Genomic DNA, 13,838 nt, shown 5'->3' with positions numbered 1-13,838 from the left:
ACCCCGGTCCGGGGCCGTACCCGGAGACGCCTCGGGGTACGGCCGGGCCGGGCAGCCGGCGGCGGGTCAGGACACCGGGGCCTTGGTGCGCAGGACCTCGATGAAGGCGCGCAGCCAGGCCGGGTGGTCGGGCCAGGCCCGGGCCGAGACGACCACGCCGTCCACCACCGCCTCGCCCTCCACGAACTCGGCGCCCGCCGCCTTGATGTCCGGGGCGAGCGCGGGGTAGGCGGAGGTGCGGCGGCCGTCGAGCACCCCGGCGGCGGCGGTGATCAGCGGGCCGTGGCAGATCTGCGCAACGGGCTTGTCGCCGGCGAAGAAGTGCCGGGTGATCCGCTGCACGTCCGGGTCGTTGCGCAGGTACTCGGGGGCGCGGCCGCCGGGGATGACCAGGGCGACGTAGTCGGCCGGGTCCACGTCGGCGAAGGCGAGGTCGGCGGGCCAGGTGTACCCGGGCTTCTCCGTGTAGGTGTCGTAGCCGTCCACGAAGTCGTGCACCACGAACTGCAGGCGCTTCTTGGTCGGGGCGGCGATGTCGACCTGGTAGCCCTCCTCGCGCAAGCGCTGGTACGGGTAGAACACCTCCAGCGACTCGGCGGCGTCCCCGGTGACGAGCAGGATCTTCGATGTCATCGCCGACATCCCTCCACGTGGTCGAACCTCGGTCCTGGTACGGGCCCGGGCGCGGTGGCCGCCGCGCCCGGGCCCGGTCCAACCTCCCGTACCCGTCGCGCCGTTGGCAACAGGGCGCACCGGGCGTACGGCGGCGCACCACGCGGCGCACGCGCCGGTCGCGAGCCGCGCGTGCCGGGGCGGGAGCGGGTGCGGCGGCGGGGGCGGCGCCCGGCTGTGGGGGCGTCGTGGGCGAGGCCTAGACTCTCGTGCTGCCCGCCCACCGACCGCCCACGACCCGTCCACCGGCCGTCCACCGGCCGCGGCCGGAACCGCCCCGGAGGAGCCCATGACCGACCGTACGACCTACCTCGTCCTCCCCGGGTACCAGAACTCGGGCCCGGAGCACTGGCAGACCCGCTGGGAGGCCGCCGACCCGGAGGCCTTCCGCCGGGTCGAGCAGGCCGACTGGGACCACCCGGACCGGACGGACTGGGTGGCGCGGGTGGACGCGGCGGTGGACGCGGCGGCCGCCGACGGGCCGGTGGTGCTGGTGGCGCACAGCCTGGGCTGCGTCACCGCCGCCGACTGGGTGGCCGGTGCGTCCGCCGGGCGGACCGCCGCCGTGCGGGGCGCGCTGCTGGTCGCCCCCGCCGACGTGGACCACGCCGACATACCGGAGGTGCTGGGCTTCCGGCCGGTGACGCTGGAGCGCTTCCCGTTCCCGACCGTCGTGGTCTCCTCCACCGACGACCCGTGGATCACCCCGGAGCGGGCCCGGGAGTTCGCCCGGGCCTGGGGCTCCCGCTACGTCGAGCCGGGCGCGTACGGACACCTCAACGCGGACTCCGGGCTGGGCGACTGGCCGGAGGGCCGGAAACTCCTCGCGGAGCTGTGAGCACATGACCGGGGGGACCATGGACGAGTGGACGCAGCCGCGCCGGCGCCACCGGACGCCGCGGGCCAGGCGGCTGCTGGCCCGGCTGCTGCTCGCCGCGGGGGCGGCGGCCGTCCTGCTGTACACCGAGGGCCAGTGGGAGAGCCGCTCGGGCGGCCTGATGCTGGTCGCCGACCTGCTGAACCGGCCGGAGCTGCTGCTCGGCGGCGCGCTCGGCGCGCTGATCGCGGCCGCCTGGCTGAGCGACCGCCGCACCGCCGTACGGGCCGCCACCCGGGCGGTCACGGTGACCGCCGGGGTGGTGTTCCTGCTCGGCGTGCTGGCCGCGCACAAGGTGTCGGCGGCCGAGACCCGCAGCCGGGAGGACGCGCCGGCCGGGGCCCAGCGCTCGCTGGTGGTGGTGCACCGCTCGTACGACTCCGGGCCACAGGCCGGTGAGCACTGGCAGGTGCTGCTGGAGAGCGGGCAGGGCTGGTCGGCCCGGCGCTGGCTGCTCGCGGACGTCGGCGGCGGCCCGGACGACGCCCGGCTGGTGACGGCGAGTTGGACGGGACGCACCCAGATCACCGTGGTCACCGACTCCTACCGGCGGGTGTTCAACCTCGACCAGGACACCGGCGATCCGGTCGAGGCGCGGTAGCGCAGGCGCCCCCGGCCCGTGCGGCCCCGGCCCATGCGCCCCCGGCCCATGCGCCCCCGGCCCGTGCGGCCCCGCCTGAGTGCGGGGCCGCGGGCGGGGCCGCGGGCGTCACCGGTCCGACGGGTCCGGGGAGTCCGGCGCGGTGGTGGGGGCCGAGCGGCCGACCGTGCCGCCGTCCGACGGGGAGTTGCCGCGCGGGCGGCCGGTCGAGCCCGGGCTGGGCGCTCCGGTGCAGGTCGCCGAGGACGGTGAGCCGGTGACGGTGCCGCACCCCGGGGTCGGCCGGACCGGGTCCGGGATGTGGACGGTGGTGAACTCCTTCTCCGGCATGGTCCGCACCGCGTCGCTCATGGCCTGCTGCCAGATCGGCCCCGGGCCGGTCGCCCCGAACACCTCGGGCTGGTACTGGCCGCCGATCCGGATGTTGCGCATCGGCACCTTGACGCCCGGGCTGCCCAGCCAGACCGAGCCGGCCAGGTTGCCGGTGTAGCCGGTGAACCAGGCCGACTTCTTCTCGTCCGTGGTGCCGGTCTTGCCCGCGATCTGGCGGTCGTCGTCCAGCCGGAGGTCCCGCGCGGTGCCGCCCTTCTCGGTCACCCCGAGCAGCACGCTGTTGATCACGTCGGCGGTGTCCGGGGACATCACCTGGTCGCAGCGGGCCGGGGCCACCGGGACGTCCTTGCCGTCCACCGTGGTGATCCGGTTGATCGCCACCGGCGCGCAGTAGGAGCCCCGGGCGGCGAAGGTCGCGTAGACGTTGGCCATGGTCAGCGGGCTGACCTCCTGGGTACCCAGGCCGAGGGCGGGCACCTCCTGCAAGGGGTCGCCGCTCGCCTTGCCGGTCACGCCCAGCTTGTTGGCCATCTGCTTGACGGCGCAGAGCCCGATCTCCTGCTCCATCTGCACGAAGTAGGTGTTGACCGAGAGCGCCATCGCCTGCTTGAGCTGGTACGGCCCCTTCTCGCTCGGGCTCTCGTTGGGGATCGTCCCCTCCTTCTTGCCCTTGCTGAGGTTCTTCCAGGTGCCGTCGCAGGTCTTCATCGTCGGCCAGTCCATCCGGTTCGGCGAGTCGTACTGCTGGGTCGGCGACAGGCCGGCCTCCAGGGCGGCGGCGGCCACGATCGGCTTGAAGTTGGAGCCGGGCTGAAAGCCGATGCCCCCGCCCATCGCCGCGTCCACGTTGAGGTTGACGACGGTCTGGTTCTTCTCCTTCGCCAGGCCGTACGGGCGGGTCTGGGCCATCGCCAGGATCTTGCCGCTGCCGGGCTCGACCATCGTCATCGCCGCCGAGACCGGGTCGGTGACGTACACCTTGGTGGAGACGGCGTTCTGCGCGGCGGCCTGCTTGTCCGGGTCGAGGGTGGTGTAGATGTTCAACCCGCCGGTGTCCCACAGCTTCTTGCGCTCGGCGGCGCTCTTGCCGTAGGCCGGGTCCTGCTTGACCACGTGGCGGACGTAGTCGCAGAAGAAGCCCATGCCGGCCTGGGCGGTGATGCAACCGTTCTGCGGGTCCTTGTAGTTGAGGCCCAGCGGGGCGGCCTTGGCCTCGGCCGCCTGCTGGGCGGTGATGTGCTTGTTCTCCACCATCTTGTCGATCACGGTGTCCCGGCGCTTCTGCGCGGCCACCGGGTGCAGCTTCGGGTCGTACTGGGAGGGGTTCTGCACCAGCCCCGCGAGCATCGCCGCCTCGGGGAGGGTGAGGTCCTTGGCGTCCTTGCTGAAGTACCGCTGGGAGGCGGCCTGGATGCCGTACGCCTGGTGGCCGTAGAAGGTGATGTTCAGGTAGTTGGTGAGGATCTGCTCCTTGGAGAGGTCCTCCTCCAGCTTGATGGCGTACCGCAGTTCCTGGATCTTGCGGCCCAGGGTCTTGCGCTGCGCCTCGCGCACCGCCACCGGGTCGTCCCCGGCCATCTCGACGTTGACGTTCTTCACGTACTGCTGGGTGAGGGTGGAGGCGCCCTGCACGGCGGCGCCGCTCTCCGCGTTCTTGGTGATCGCCCGCAGCACGCCCTTGAGGTCGACCGCGCCGTGCTCGTAGAAGCGCGCGTCCTCGATGTCCACCTGGGCCTTGCGGATCAGCGGTGACATCTGCTCGGCGGTCAGCACGGTGCGGTCGCGCTCGTAGACCTTGGCGATCAGGCCGCCCCTGGCGTCGTAGATCTGGGTCGCCTGGGTGAGCGGCGGGGTCTTGAAGTCGTCGGGGATGCTCTCGAAGCCCTCGGCGCCGCTCTTGGCGCCCAGTCCGACCGCGCCCGCGCCCGGGAGGATCAGCCCCGCCAGCAGGACGCCGCCCAGCACGCTGGAGCCGAGGAAGGTGGCCGCATGGCGCAGGATTCCGAGCGGGGTCTGACGGCGCCTCGGGCGCGGGACCCAGGTGTCGCCCGGGTCCGGGGCAGGTATGCGGCTCTTCGGTGACATAGTTCGAACATTACGGCCGTGAATCCCCACCGTGGGGGGCCTGTTGGCGAACTATTGTCACAAAATCGCGACAGGTTCGACTCATGTGTGAGGGTCGAACGTGGGTACACGCAGGGACAAGGGCCGTTCGTCCACGGCCCGTTGCCCTACGGCCCGTTGTCCCCACGGCCCGTTGCCCTGCGGCCGGTTGCCGCCGCTGCCCCGCCTCCCCGCCGCCCCGCTTGCCCCGCCGCCCGGGTCGGCGTCAGCCGGCGGCCGGGCAGAACACGTCCCCGGCCGGGCGACGGCCCGTCACCAGGAAGTCCGTCACCGCCGCGTCGCCGCAGGCGTTCCCGTTCGCCAGGTAGACGTCGTGGCCGCCGGAGTCGACCGTCACCATCCGGGCCCGGTCGCCGAACGCCGCCCGGAGCCTGAGCGCGCCGGAGTACGGGGTGGCCGGGTCGCGCAGGTTCTGCGCCAGCAGGACGTTCGCCGGGCCCCGGCCGGTCACCCGCACCGGCGGCTCGGCCGGCGCGAACGGCCAGAAGGCGCAGGGCATCACGTTCACCGGCATGCCCGCGGTGAGCGGCCGGGCGGTCCGGTCGGCGGCCGCGTCCTTGGCGTAGGCCGCCGGGTCGGCGGGCCAGCGGACGTCGTTGCAGAGCGTGCCGACGGATACCGCGAGGGTGTTCTGCACCGCCGCGTCGGGCGGCACGACCGGGGCGGGCAGCGGGCGGCGGCCGAGGCCCGCCAGCATCAGCCGGGCCAGGTCGGGGAACTCGGCGTCCGCGTACAGGCTGTTCAGCATGGACTCGCGCAGCACGTTGCCGTTCAGCTCGGCAGGGTTGGCGCCGGGCCAGGGCAGCGGGGCCGCGTCCAGCCGGGCGGCGAGGTCCAGGAACAGCGGGCGCACCTGCTCGGGGGTGTCCGCGACCCGGTCCGGATTGTCCGGCGCCGACGCCCACGCGGCGAAGTCGGGGAAGCGGTCCTCGGCGCCCCGGCCGAAGGCGGCCAGCCAGCCGCGGCCGACCTTCGACGGGTCCGGGTCGTCGTTGCTGTCCAGCACGATCCGGTCGGTGCGCCCGGGGAACATGGTGGCGTAGACGGCGCCCGCGTAGGTGCCGTACGAGGTGCCCCAGGCGGAGAGCTTGCGCTCGCCGAGGGCCTGGCGGATCCGGTCGATGTCGCGGGCCTCGTTGGCGGTGGAGATGCTGCGCAGCACCGGGCCCCCGTTGCGCGCACAGGTCTCGGCGACCCGGCGGGCGGTGGCCAGGTTGGTGTCGATCGAACCGTCGGCGGCCGGCCAGGGGCGCAGCTTGACCATCGCCAGGTCGGAGTGGTCCAGGCCGCAGCTGACCGGGGTGGAGCCGCCGACGCCGCGCGGGTCGAAGCCGACCAGGTCGAAGCGGTCCAGGACGGACTGCGGGAGGCGCCCGACGGCGCTCGTGGGGAGGCCGATGCCGGAACCGCCCGGCCCGCCGGGCACGGTCAGCAGCACGCCGCGGCGCAGGCCCGGCTTGGCGGTGGCGATCCGGGAGACGGCGAGCGTGATCTGTTGGCCGTCCGGGTCGTTGTAGTCCAGGGGGACGGTGAGGTCGGCGCACTGCTGGCGGGGGTCGACCCGGCCCTGGCAGGTGGTCCAGTCGAGGCCGCCCGCACCGGAGTGCTCCGGGGCGGCGGCGGCAGCGGGGAGGGCGGTCAGCACGGTGACGGCCAGGGTGGCGAGGGTGGTACCGGTGAGCTTCGACATGCCCAAGAGTCTGCTGCGGCAGGGGAATCGGGCCCATGCCGCCAGCCGGTCGATCGGTGGTGGGGCAATCCCCCGTCGGCGGGCGGGGGCCGCCCCGCACCCGGCGGCGGCGCGCCGACCGTTCGGGTCCTGCGGGACGACGGCGGGTCGTAGGTCGATGATTTCGGGTGCTGTGGAGGAGATCTGAGGAGGCGTGAGGTGACGGCAGGGAACCCGCACGACGGGATCGCGCTCGTGCACGAGCACGAGCAGGAGCACCCGCACGGGGGGCCCGCCGCGCCCGTGGGGCACGCCGCGCCTGTGGGGCACAGCCACGCGCACGCCCACGCCCACGGGCCCGCCGCGCCGGTCTCCGCCCACCTGCGCAAGGTGATCGCGGCCGTGCTGATCCCGTTCGCGCTCGCCGTCGCCGTCGGCCTGGTGGTGCTCTGGCCGGGCGGGGTCCCGGCCCACCAGCACACCGGGCTCGGCTTCGACCAGCAGATCCGGCACGGCCGGGTCACCCGGATCCAGGAACTGCCCTGCGTCGACCTCGGCCCCGCCGACCGGGGCACCTGCCGGCAGGGCACCGTGGAGGTCACCGACGGCCCGGACCGGGGCCGCACCTTCACGGTGGTCGTCCACCCGGCCGAGTCACGGCACTACGAGGTCGGCGAGCGGGTCGTCCTCACGTACGCGCCGAACGCCCCGGCGGACCTGCGCTACAGCGTCGTCGACGTGGACCGGAACCTGCCGATGGGCGTGCTCGCCGGGCTGTTCGCCGTCGTCGTGGTGGTGATCGGCCGCTGGCGCGGGGTCGCCGCGCTGGTCGCGCTGGCGATCAGCTTCGCCGTGCTGTCGCTGTTCATCCTGCCCGCCATCCTGCGCGGTTCGGACCCGCTGCTGGTGGCGATCGTCGGCGCCAGCGCGATCATGCTGATCGCCCTCTACCTGTGCCACGGGCTCTCCGCCCGCACCTCGGTGGCGGTGCTCGGAACGCTGGCGTCGCTGGTCCTGATCGGGGTGCTCAGCCTGGTCTTCGCCGCCTGGGCGCAGCTGACCGGCGACACCTCGGAGGAGACCGGGCTGGTCCACGGCCTCTACCCCGGCATCGAGATCCGCGGCCTGCTGCTCGCCGGGTTCGTGATCGGCTCGCTCGGCGTGCTGTTCGACGTGACGGTCACCCAGACCTCGGCGATCTGGGAACTGCACGAGGCCGACCCGACGATGGGCGCCGGCCGGCTCTACCGGACCGGCATGCGGATCGGCCGCGACCACATCGCCTCGACCGTCAACACCCTGGTGCTCGCCTACGCGGGTGCCGCGCTGCCGCTGCTGCTGCTGTTCTCCGTCGCGCACCGGACGCTGGTGTCGGTGGCCACCAGCGAACTGGTCGCCGAGGAGATCGCCCGCACCCTGGTCGGCAGCATCGGACTGGTCGCGGCGGTGCCGGTCACCACCGGTCTGGCCGCCCTGATCGCGGCCGCCGACCACCCCCGGACGGCGCCGGTCCCCGGCGGGCGGCACCGGCCCGCCTGACGCCCCTGGGGAAGGGAGCGCAACGGGAGGTCAGAGGCCGAGCAGCCCCGGATTCGAGGCCAGGGCGCGCAACGGCTCGCGCGGGTCGGCGACCAGCCGGCGCGCCGCCAGGTCGAGGATGCCGCCCACCCCGGTGACCTCCGCGGCCGGCACGCCGTCCTCGCGGGTCAGCCGCTGCACCACCTGGAAGGTCTTGCCGCCCAGCCAGACGAACGCGCAGCTGATGTCCACCGTGTCCCCGGCGCGCAGCTCCCGCAGGTACTTCACCGTGGTCTCCAGCACGACCGGGCCCACGCCCTCGGCCACCAGATCGGCCTGGCGGATGCCGGCCGCGTGCAGGTACTCCCAGCGGGCGTGCTCGGCGTACTGCAGGTAGACGGCCTGGTTCAGGTGGCCCTGGGTGTCGGTCTCGTAGCCGCGTACGGTGACCCGTGTGGTGAAGTCCTGATCGGTCATGCCCCGCACGGTACTCCGGCGGGACGGGCCCGAGGGCGTAACGTCCGTCACCACGCGGGGGCTACGGGAGGGTGAGGATGCGCGGGCCGTCCTCGGTGACGGCGACGGTGTGCTCGATGTGGGCGGCCCGGGTGCCGTCGACGGTGCGCAGGGTCCAGCCGTCCGGGTCGGTGTCGTAGTCGTCCCGGCCGCCGGCCGTCAGCATCGGCTCGATGGCCAGCACCAGGCCCGGGCGCAGCGGGTAACCCCGGCCGGGGCGGCCCTCGTTGGGGACGTGCGGGTCCTCGTGCATCCGGCGGCCGATGCCGTGGCCGCCGAAGCCGTCGAGCAGCCCGTACCGCGCGGAGCGGGCCACCGAGCCGACGGCGTGGGCGATGTCCCCGATCCGGTTGCCGACCACGGCGGCGGCGATCCCGGCCTCCAGGGCCCGCCGGGTGGCGGCGATCAGCTCGGCGTCCTCGGGGCGGGCGGGGCCGACGGTGAAGCTGACGGCGGAGTCGCCGCACCAGCCGTCCAGGACGGCCCCGCAGTCGATGCTCACCAGGTCGCCGTCGCGCAGCCGGTAGCCGTCCGGGACGCCGTGCACGACCGCGTCGTTCACGGAGGCGCAGATGACGGCGGGGAAGGGCACCGGCGCGAAGGCCGGCCGGTACCCGAGGAACGGCGAGGTCGCCCCGGCGGCCGTGAGCACCCCCCGCGCCACCTCGTCCAGCTCCAGCAGGCTCACGCCCGCCGCGGCCTCCCGCTGCACGGCCGCCAGCGCGTTGGCGACCACCCGCCCGGCCTCGCGCATCGCGTCGAGGGCGGCGTCCGACTTGAGTTCGACCATGGTGAACCTCTCCCCTGGATCCAATTCTTATACCGGTATTTGTATCACGGTTCCCGAGGAGGGGCGGGCGCCCTACACTCGACGGCATGGTGAGGACTCCGCTGACCCCGTGGGAGCGCGAGCGTGGGGAGCGCTTCGGGGCGCTGCTGCGCGAGGCGCGTGGCGAGCGCAGCATGGTCGAGGTGGCGGCGGTGGCCGGCGTCTCGGCGGAGACGCTGCGCAAGATCGAGACCGGGCGGGCGCCGACGCCGTCGTTCTTCACCATCGCGGCGCTGGCGTTCGCGCTGGACCTGTCGCTGGACGAGCTGGCGGGCGCGTGCGCGCTGCCCGAGGACGACACCGCGCTCTCCGCGTAGGACGGACCGACGGACTCTGGGACGGCGACGGCCCGCCCGGGCGCGTGCTGCGCCGGGCGGGCCGTCGGTCGGGGCGGGTGACCGGCCTCAGCCGACCGAGCTGTTGTAGCTCTCGATCGCGGGCTGGAGCTCCTTGGCCGCGTCGGCGAGCGCCTGCTGGGCGGTCTTGCCGCCGGCCACGGTCTGCTCGATGGCCGTCTCCACGCCCTTGCGGGCCTGCGGCATCACGCCGAGCAGACAGCCGGCGGTGGCCGGAGTGGGCTTGGTGGCCTTCAACTGGTCGATGGCCGTCTGGAACTGCGGGTACTTGCCGACCCACTCCTTGTCCTTCGGGTCGTCCAGGGACTTCCTGTTGACCGGGAAGTAGCCGGTGCCGGTGTGCCAGACGGCCTGCTGCTCGGGGCCGGTGACGAACTTCTCGAACTCCCAGGCCGCCCGCTTCTCGGCGTCCGAGTGGCCGGGGCCGCTGATCCACAGCGAGGCGCCGCCGATCACCGGGCCGCCCTGGTCGGCGGCCGTCACCTTGGGGAAGGGCGCGGTGCCGACACCGAACTTGGCGGCCTCGGTGTAGCCGCGCAGCACGCCGGTGGACTCCAGGTGCATGGCGACCGTGCCGGACTTGAAAGCGGCCTGGGCGTCGTCGGTGACCCGGCCGGTGTTGGCCGCGTAGCCGCCCTTGACCAGGTCGGCCCACCACTGGACGATCTGCGCGCCCTGGGCTGAGTCGAACACGACCTTGGCCGCCTTGTTGCTGCGGCCGTTGTCGTTGTCGCAGTACATGGTGCCGGACTCGGCGAGCAGCTCCTCGACGAACCAGCCGTAGATGGCGGCCCCGAAGCCGTAGCGGACGGTCTTGCCGTCGGCGTCCTTCTTGGTCAGTTTCTTGGCCAGGTCGCCCAGCTCGTTGAGGTCCTTCGGCGACTGCGCCGGGTCGAGGCCGGCCTCCTTGAAGGCGTCGGTGTTCAGGTAGAGCAGCGGCATCGAGGAGTTGAACGGCATCGAGACCAGCTTGCCGTTGGCCGAGTAGTAGTTGCGGATGTTGGGGTCGAGGTCGTCCAGCGAGTAGCCGTCCTTGTCGGCGAAGGCCTGGGCGGGGACGGTCTGCTTGGAGTCGATCATGAAGCGGGTGCCGATGTCGTAGACCTGCACCAGGGCGGGGGTGCCCTTCTGCTGCACCGCGGCCTTGTACTTGGTGACCAGCTCGTCGTACTTGCCCTGGAACTGCGCCTTGACCTCGATCTTGCCCTGGTGGGCCGCGTTGAAGTCCTTCACCAGGCCGTTCAGCACGTCGGCGTTCTTGCCGGTCATCGAGTGCCAGAACTCGACGGTGGTGACGCCGGAGGCCTGGTCGAGCGCCTGGGCGCCGGGCGCCCCGGCGTCGGCGGAACCCCCCGAACCGGCGTCCGAGCCGCTGGAGCCGCAGGCGGTCAGGGACAGGCCGGCCACCAGCACGGCCGCGAGCGCGCGTGCACTCTTCTTCACGAGGGATCCTTCTTCTTCCGGTTGACGAGCGGGATGTACGGGCGGGGTGTACAGGCGGGGCATACGGGCGGGATGTACGGGCGGGGCATACGGGCGGGGCGGACGATCCGGTACGGCGCGGCTCAGCGGACGGCGCCCGCGGTGAGGCCGCGGACGATGAAGCGCTGGCCGAAGACCACCAGGGCGAGGGTGGGCAGCAGGGAGAGCACCACGCCGGCCAGGATCAGGCCGGGGTCGGCCATCTCGGCGTCGCGCAGCGAGGTGAGGCCGATCTGCAGGGTCTGCATCTCGGCGGTGCGGGTGATGATGAGCGGCCAGAAGTACTGGTTCCAGGCCGACAGGAAGACGTAGATCGACAGTGCGGCCAGGGCCGGCTTGTTGAGCGGCACGACGATCCGCCACAGGAACCGCCAGTGCCCGGCGCCGTCGATCCGGGCCGCGTCGCGCAGTTCGCCGGGCAGCTGGCGGAAGGCCTGCCGCAGCATGAAGGTGCCGAAGCCGGAGGCGAGGAACGGCAGCACCAGGCCGAAGTAGGTGTTGCCGAGGCCCCAGCCCGACAGCGTCAGGTAGTTGGGGATGATGATCGCCTCCCAGGGGACCATCAGTGTCGCCAGGAACAGCCCGAACACCGCGGCCCGCGCCTTCATCGGCAGGAAGACGAAGGCGTACGCGGCCAGGATCGAGGTGACCAGCTGGGCGAGGGTGATCGCGGTGGCGGTGATCGCCGAGTTGGCGTACTGCCGGAACAGCGGGATGGTGTCGACGGCGCCGGAGAAGTTCCGTCCGGTGACCGAGTGGGGCACCAACGCGGGCGGGTAGGAGGCGAGTTCGGACGGCTCCATGAAGGCGCCGACGACCGCGTAGTACACCGGGAAGGCGACCGTGACCACGGCGACGGCGAGCAGCAGGTAGACGGCGGCGCGGCCGAGCAGGTCGCGCGCGGAGCGGCCGGCCAGCGGACGGGCCTTCGGGCGGGGCGGGGCGGCCTGGGCCCGGGCCTCAGTGACAGCCGTGCTCATGCGTAGTGCACCTTCCGCTCCAGGACGCCGAACTGGACGGCCGTGCAGGCGAGGACGACCAGCAGCAGCACCACGGCCTGGGCGCTCGCCGTGCCGAAGTCGCTGGAGCCGTAGGCGAAGGCCTTCTCGTAGACCGAGTAGACCAGGGTCCGGGTGGAGCCGTCCGGCCCGCCCTTGGTGAGGATGTGGATCTGGCCGAAACTCTGCAGTGCGTGGACGGTGGAGACCACCGTCAGGAAGAACAGGTTCGGGCCGAGCATCGGAACGGTGATCGACCGGGCCAGCCGCAGGCCGGAGGCGCCGTCGATCCGGGCCGCCTCGACGACCTCGCCCGGGATCGAGCCGATGCCCGCCGAGAGCACCAGCACGTTGTAGCCGAGGTTCATCCAGACCGTGGTCAGGGCCACCGAGAACAGCGCGTACCGGGAGTCGGTCAACCAGCCGACCGGGCCGAGCCCGAGGTGCGACAGCAGGCCGTTCAGCACCCCGCTGGCCGGGTTGTAGAACACCGCGAAGACCACCGAGGCGCTGGCCACCGAGAAGGCGAAGGGCAGCGCGAAGGCGGAGCGCAGCAGCCGTACGCCGCGGATCCGGTTCTCCAGCAGCAGCACCAGCACCAGCGCGCCGAGCACCCCGGGCACCACGGTGAGCAGGGTGAACAGCGCGGTGGTGACCAGCGTCCGGCCGAAGTCGGCGGAGGCCAGCAGGTCCGTGTAGTGCTTGAACCCGACGTAGCGGGAGGGCGCGCCGAAGAGGTCGTTGGCGTGCCCGCTGAGGTAGATCGTCCGTCCCAGTGGATAGCCGATGAACAGGACGAAGACCACCAGGGAGGGCAGCAGGAAGGCCCAGGCGAGCCCGTGCTCGCCCCAGCGGCTTCGACGGCCCGCGAGGGGCACGGGGTGCGGTGCGGTCGGCATCGGTGGCACGTCCGCCTTTCGTGTGTTGGTTCCGGCCGAAACCGTGTCCTGCCCGAACGACGGCGCGGGAACCCCGCGGTGATCAACCGGTGTCCCCGGGATTACGCGTTCGCGTCAGATTTCGGCCGGTCGTGCGCGCAACAGCCGCTCCCGGCCCGGCGGCCGACCGGGCGCGCGCGGTCGGCACCCGGCCCTCGGCGGCTGTCGGCGGCTGTCGGCGACCGGCACCACGCTGTCAGCAGGGTGCCGTACGGTGCGCGGGTGAACGAGACGGATTTCGACATGCGGGCCGCGATGGCCGGAGCGCCGGACGGCCGGGCGGGCGCCTGGGCACTGGTCCGGGGCTTCGCCGCGTACTGGGGCGAGCCGCTGGGGCCGCGGGACGGCTTCCCCGAGGCCGAACTGGACGCGGCCGAGGAGCGACTGGGGCTGCGGCTGCCGGTGGCCCTGCGCGAGGCGTACCGGCTGTTCGGGCGCCGGGCCGACCTCACCAGCTCCCAGGACGTGCTGCTGACGCCGGACGAGCTCCACGTGCTGGACGGCGCGCTGGTCTACCGCGCCGAGAACCAGGGCTGCGCGCACTGGGGTGTGCTGCTGGCGGACCTGGCGCAGGAGGACCCGCCGACGGTGGGCCGGCCGGACCTCGCGGACAAATCGCAGGAGCGCTGGGAGCCCTGGGAGGAGCGCTTCTCCACGGCGGCGGCGGTGATGGCGATGAGCGAGAAGCTGCTGGAGGAAGCGGAGTTGAGCGTCTTCTTCGAGCCCGGCGACGAACAGCCCGACGGACTGCAGGAGTTGCCCGCGCTCGGCTGCCACTTCCGGTGGTACGCGGGGCCGGACGTGCTGCTGCTGCGGATCGAGGAGGACTTGATGGTCGCCCGGGCCCGTACCGAGGAGGCACTGGACGCACTCCAGAACCGCTGAACGGCTCCGACGACCCCGTGGCACAGGGGCGTCGGAGCCG

Annotated in this window: 13 protein-coding genes; 5 read left to right on the top strand and 8 right to left on the bottom strand. The window is 73.0% G+C overall.

The features are described 5' to 3' along the window. Positions 1–66: 66 nt before the first annotated feature. Positions 67–633, bottom strand: a complete 567-nt coding sequence (locus ACZ58X_RS16810) for a DJ-1/PfpI family protein (protein WP_470334382.1) — start codon at positions 631–633, stop codon at positions 67–69. Between the two features lie 328 nt (positions 634–961). Between ACZ58X_RS16810 and ACZ58X_RS16805 the strand changes: the two genes are divergently transcribed. After that, positions 962–1,510, top strand: coding sequence for an RBBP9/YdeN family alpha/beta hydrolase (locus ACZ58X_RS16805; RefSeq protein WP_470334381.1), 549 nt, complete (start codon positions 962–964; stop codon positions 1,508–1,510). A gap of 4 nt (positions 1,511–1,514) precedes the next feature. Next, a complete protein-coding gene (locus ACZ58X_RS16800; protein ID WP_470334380.1) occupies positions 1,515–2,150 on the top strand; it encodes a hypothetical protein in 636 nt (211 codons plus the stop codon). A gap of 108 nt (positions 2,151–2,258) precedes the next feature. Here the strand turns inward: ACZ58X_RS16800 and ACZ58X_RS16795 are convergent, their stop codons facing one another. Together ACZ58X_RS16795 and ACZ58X_RS16790 are read right to left on the bottom strand one after the other, a co-directional pair. Then, positions 2,259–4,568, bottom strand: coding sequence for a transglycosylase domain-containing protein (locus ACZ58X_RS16795; RefSeq protein WP_470334379.1), 2,310 nt, complete (start codon positions 4,566–4,568; stop codon positions 2,259–2,261). A 244-nt stretch (positions 4,569–4,812) separates the two neighbouring features. Beyond that, positions 4,813–6,297, bottom strand: coding sequence for an alpha/beta hydrolase (locus tag ACZ58X_RS16790; protein WP_470334378.1), 1,485 nt, complete (start codon positions 6,295–6,297; stop codon positions 4,813–4,815). A gap of 198 nt (positions 6,298–6,495) precedes the next feature. Between ACZ58X_RS16790 and ACZ58X_RS16785 the strand changes: the two genes are divergently transcribed. Next, positions 6,496–7,815 (top strand): YibE/F family protein, encoded by a 1,320-nt coding sequence (locus ACZ58X_RS16785; RefSeq protein WP_470334377.1) that lies wholly within the window; start codon positions 6,496–6,498, stop codon positions 7,813–7,815. 30 nt (positions 7,816–7,845) lie between these two features. On the opposite strand, the gene ACZ58X_RS16780 is transcribed toward ACZ58X_RS16785, so the two are convergent. Together ACZ58X_RS16780 and map are read right to left on the bottom strand one after the other, a co-directional pair. Next, complete coding sequence (locus ACZ58X_RS16780; protein WP_470334376.1) at positions 7,846–8,271, bottom strand: acyl-CoA thioesterase; 426 nt, start codon at positions 8,269–8,271, stop codon at positions 7,846–7,848. Positions 8,272–8,332: 61 nt separating this feature from the next. Next, positions 8,333–9,100 (bottom strand): type I methionyl aminopeptidase, encoded by a 768-nt coding sequence (map, locus tag ACZ58X_RS16775; RefSeq protein ID WP_470334375.1) that lies wholly within the window; start codon positions 9,098–9,100, stop codon positions 8,333–8,335. Positions 9,101–9,186: 86 nt separating this feature from the next. On the opposite strand from map, the gene ACZ58X_RS16770 reads away from it, so the two are divergent. Next, positions 9,187–9,456 carry a helix-turn-helix domain-containing protein gene (locus tag ACZ58X_RS16770; protein WP_380408291.1) on the top strand — a complete coding sequence of 90 codons (270 nt, stop codon included), beginning with the start codon at positions 9,187–9,189 and terminating at the stop codon, positions 9,454–9,456. An 87-nt stretch (positions 9,457–9,543) separates the two neighbouring features. Here the strand turns inward: ACZ58X_RS16770 and ACZ58X_RS16765 are convergent, their stop codons facing one another. The 3 genes from ACZ58X_RS16765 to ACZ58X_RS16755 form a co-directional block, all read right to left on the bottom strand. Beyond that, positions 9,544–10,938, bottom strand: a complete 1,395-nt coding sequence (locus ACZ58X_RS16765; protein WP_470334374.1) for an ABC transporter substrate-binding protein — start codon at positions 10,936–10,938, stop codon at positions 9,544–9,546. A gap of 122 nt (positions 10,939–11,060) precedes the next feature. Continuing rightward, complete coding sequence (locus tag ACZ58X_RS16760; protein WP_470334373.1) at positions 11,061–11,957, bottom strand: carbohydrate ABC transporter permease; 897 nt, start codon at positions 11,955–11,957, stop codon at positions 11,061–11,063. Further along, positions 11,954–12,874, bottom strand: coding sequence for a carbohydrate ABC transporter permease (locus ACZ58X_RS16755; RefSeq protein WP_470334372.1), 921 nt, complete (start codon positions 12,872–12,874; stop codon positions 11,954–11,956). The genes ACZ58X_RS16760 and ACZ58X_RS16755 overlap by 4 nt, the downstream gene beginning before the upstream one ends. Positions 12,875–13,135: 261 nt before the next feature. Here ACZ58X_RS16755 and ACZ58X_RS16750 point away from each other — a divergent pair, with 261 nt between their 5' ends. Beyond that, positions 13,136–13,798 (top strand): SMI1/KNR4 family protein, encoded by a 663-nt coding sequence (locus ACZ58X_RS16750; RefSeq protein WP_470334371.1) that lies wholly within the window; start codon positions 13,136–13,138, stop codon positions 13,796–13,798. Positions 13,799–13,838 lie beyond the last annotated feature (40 nt).

It is taken from the genome of Kitasatospora sp. NPDC040550 (assembly GCF_055594965.1).
Note: the sequence above shows the minus strand (reverse complement) of the source record. Positions and strands in the feature narration are given on the sequence as shown.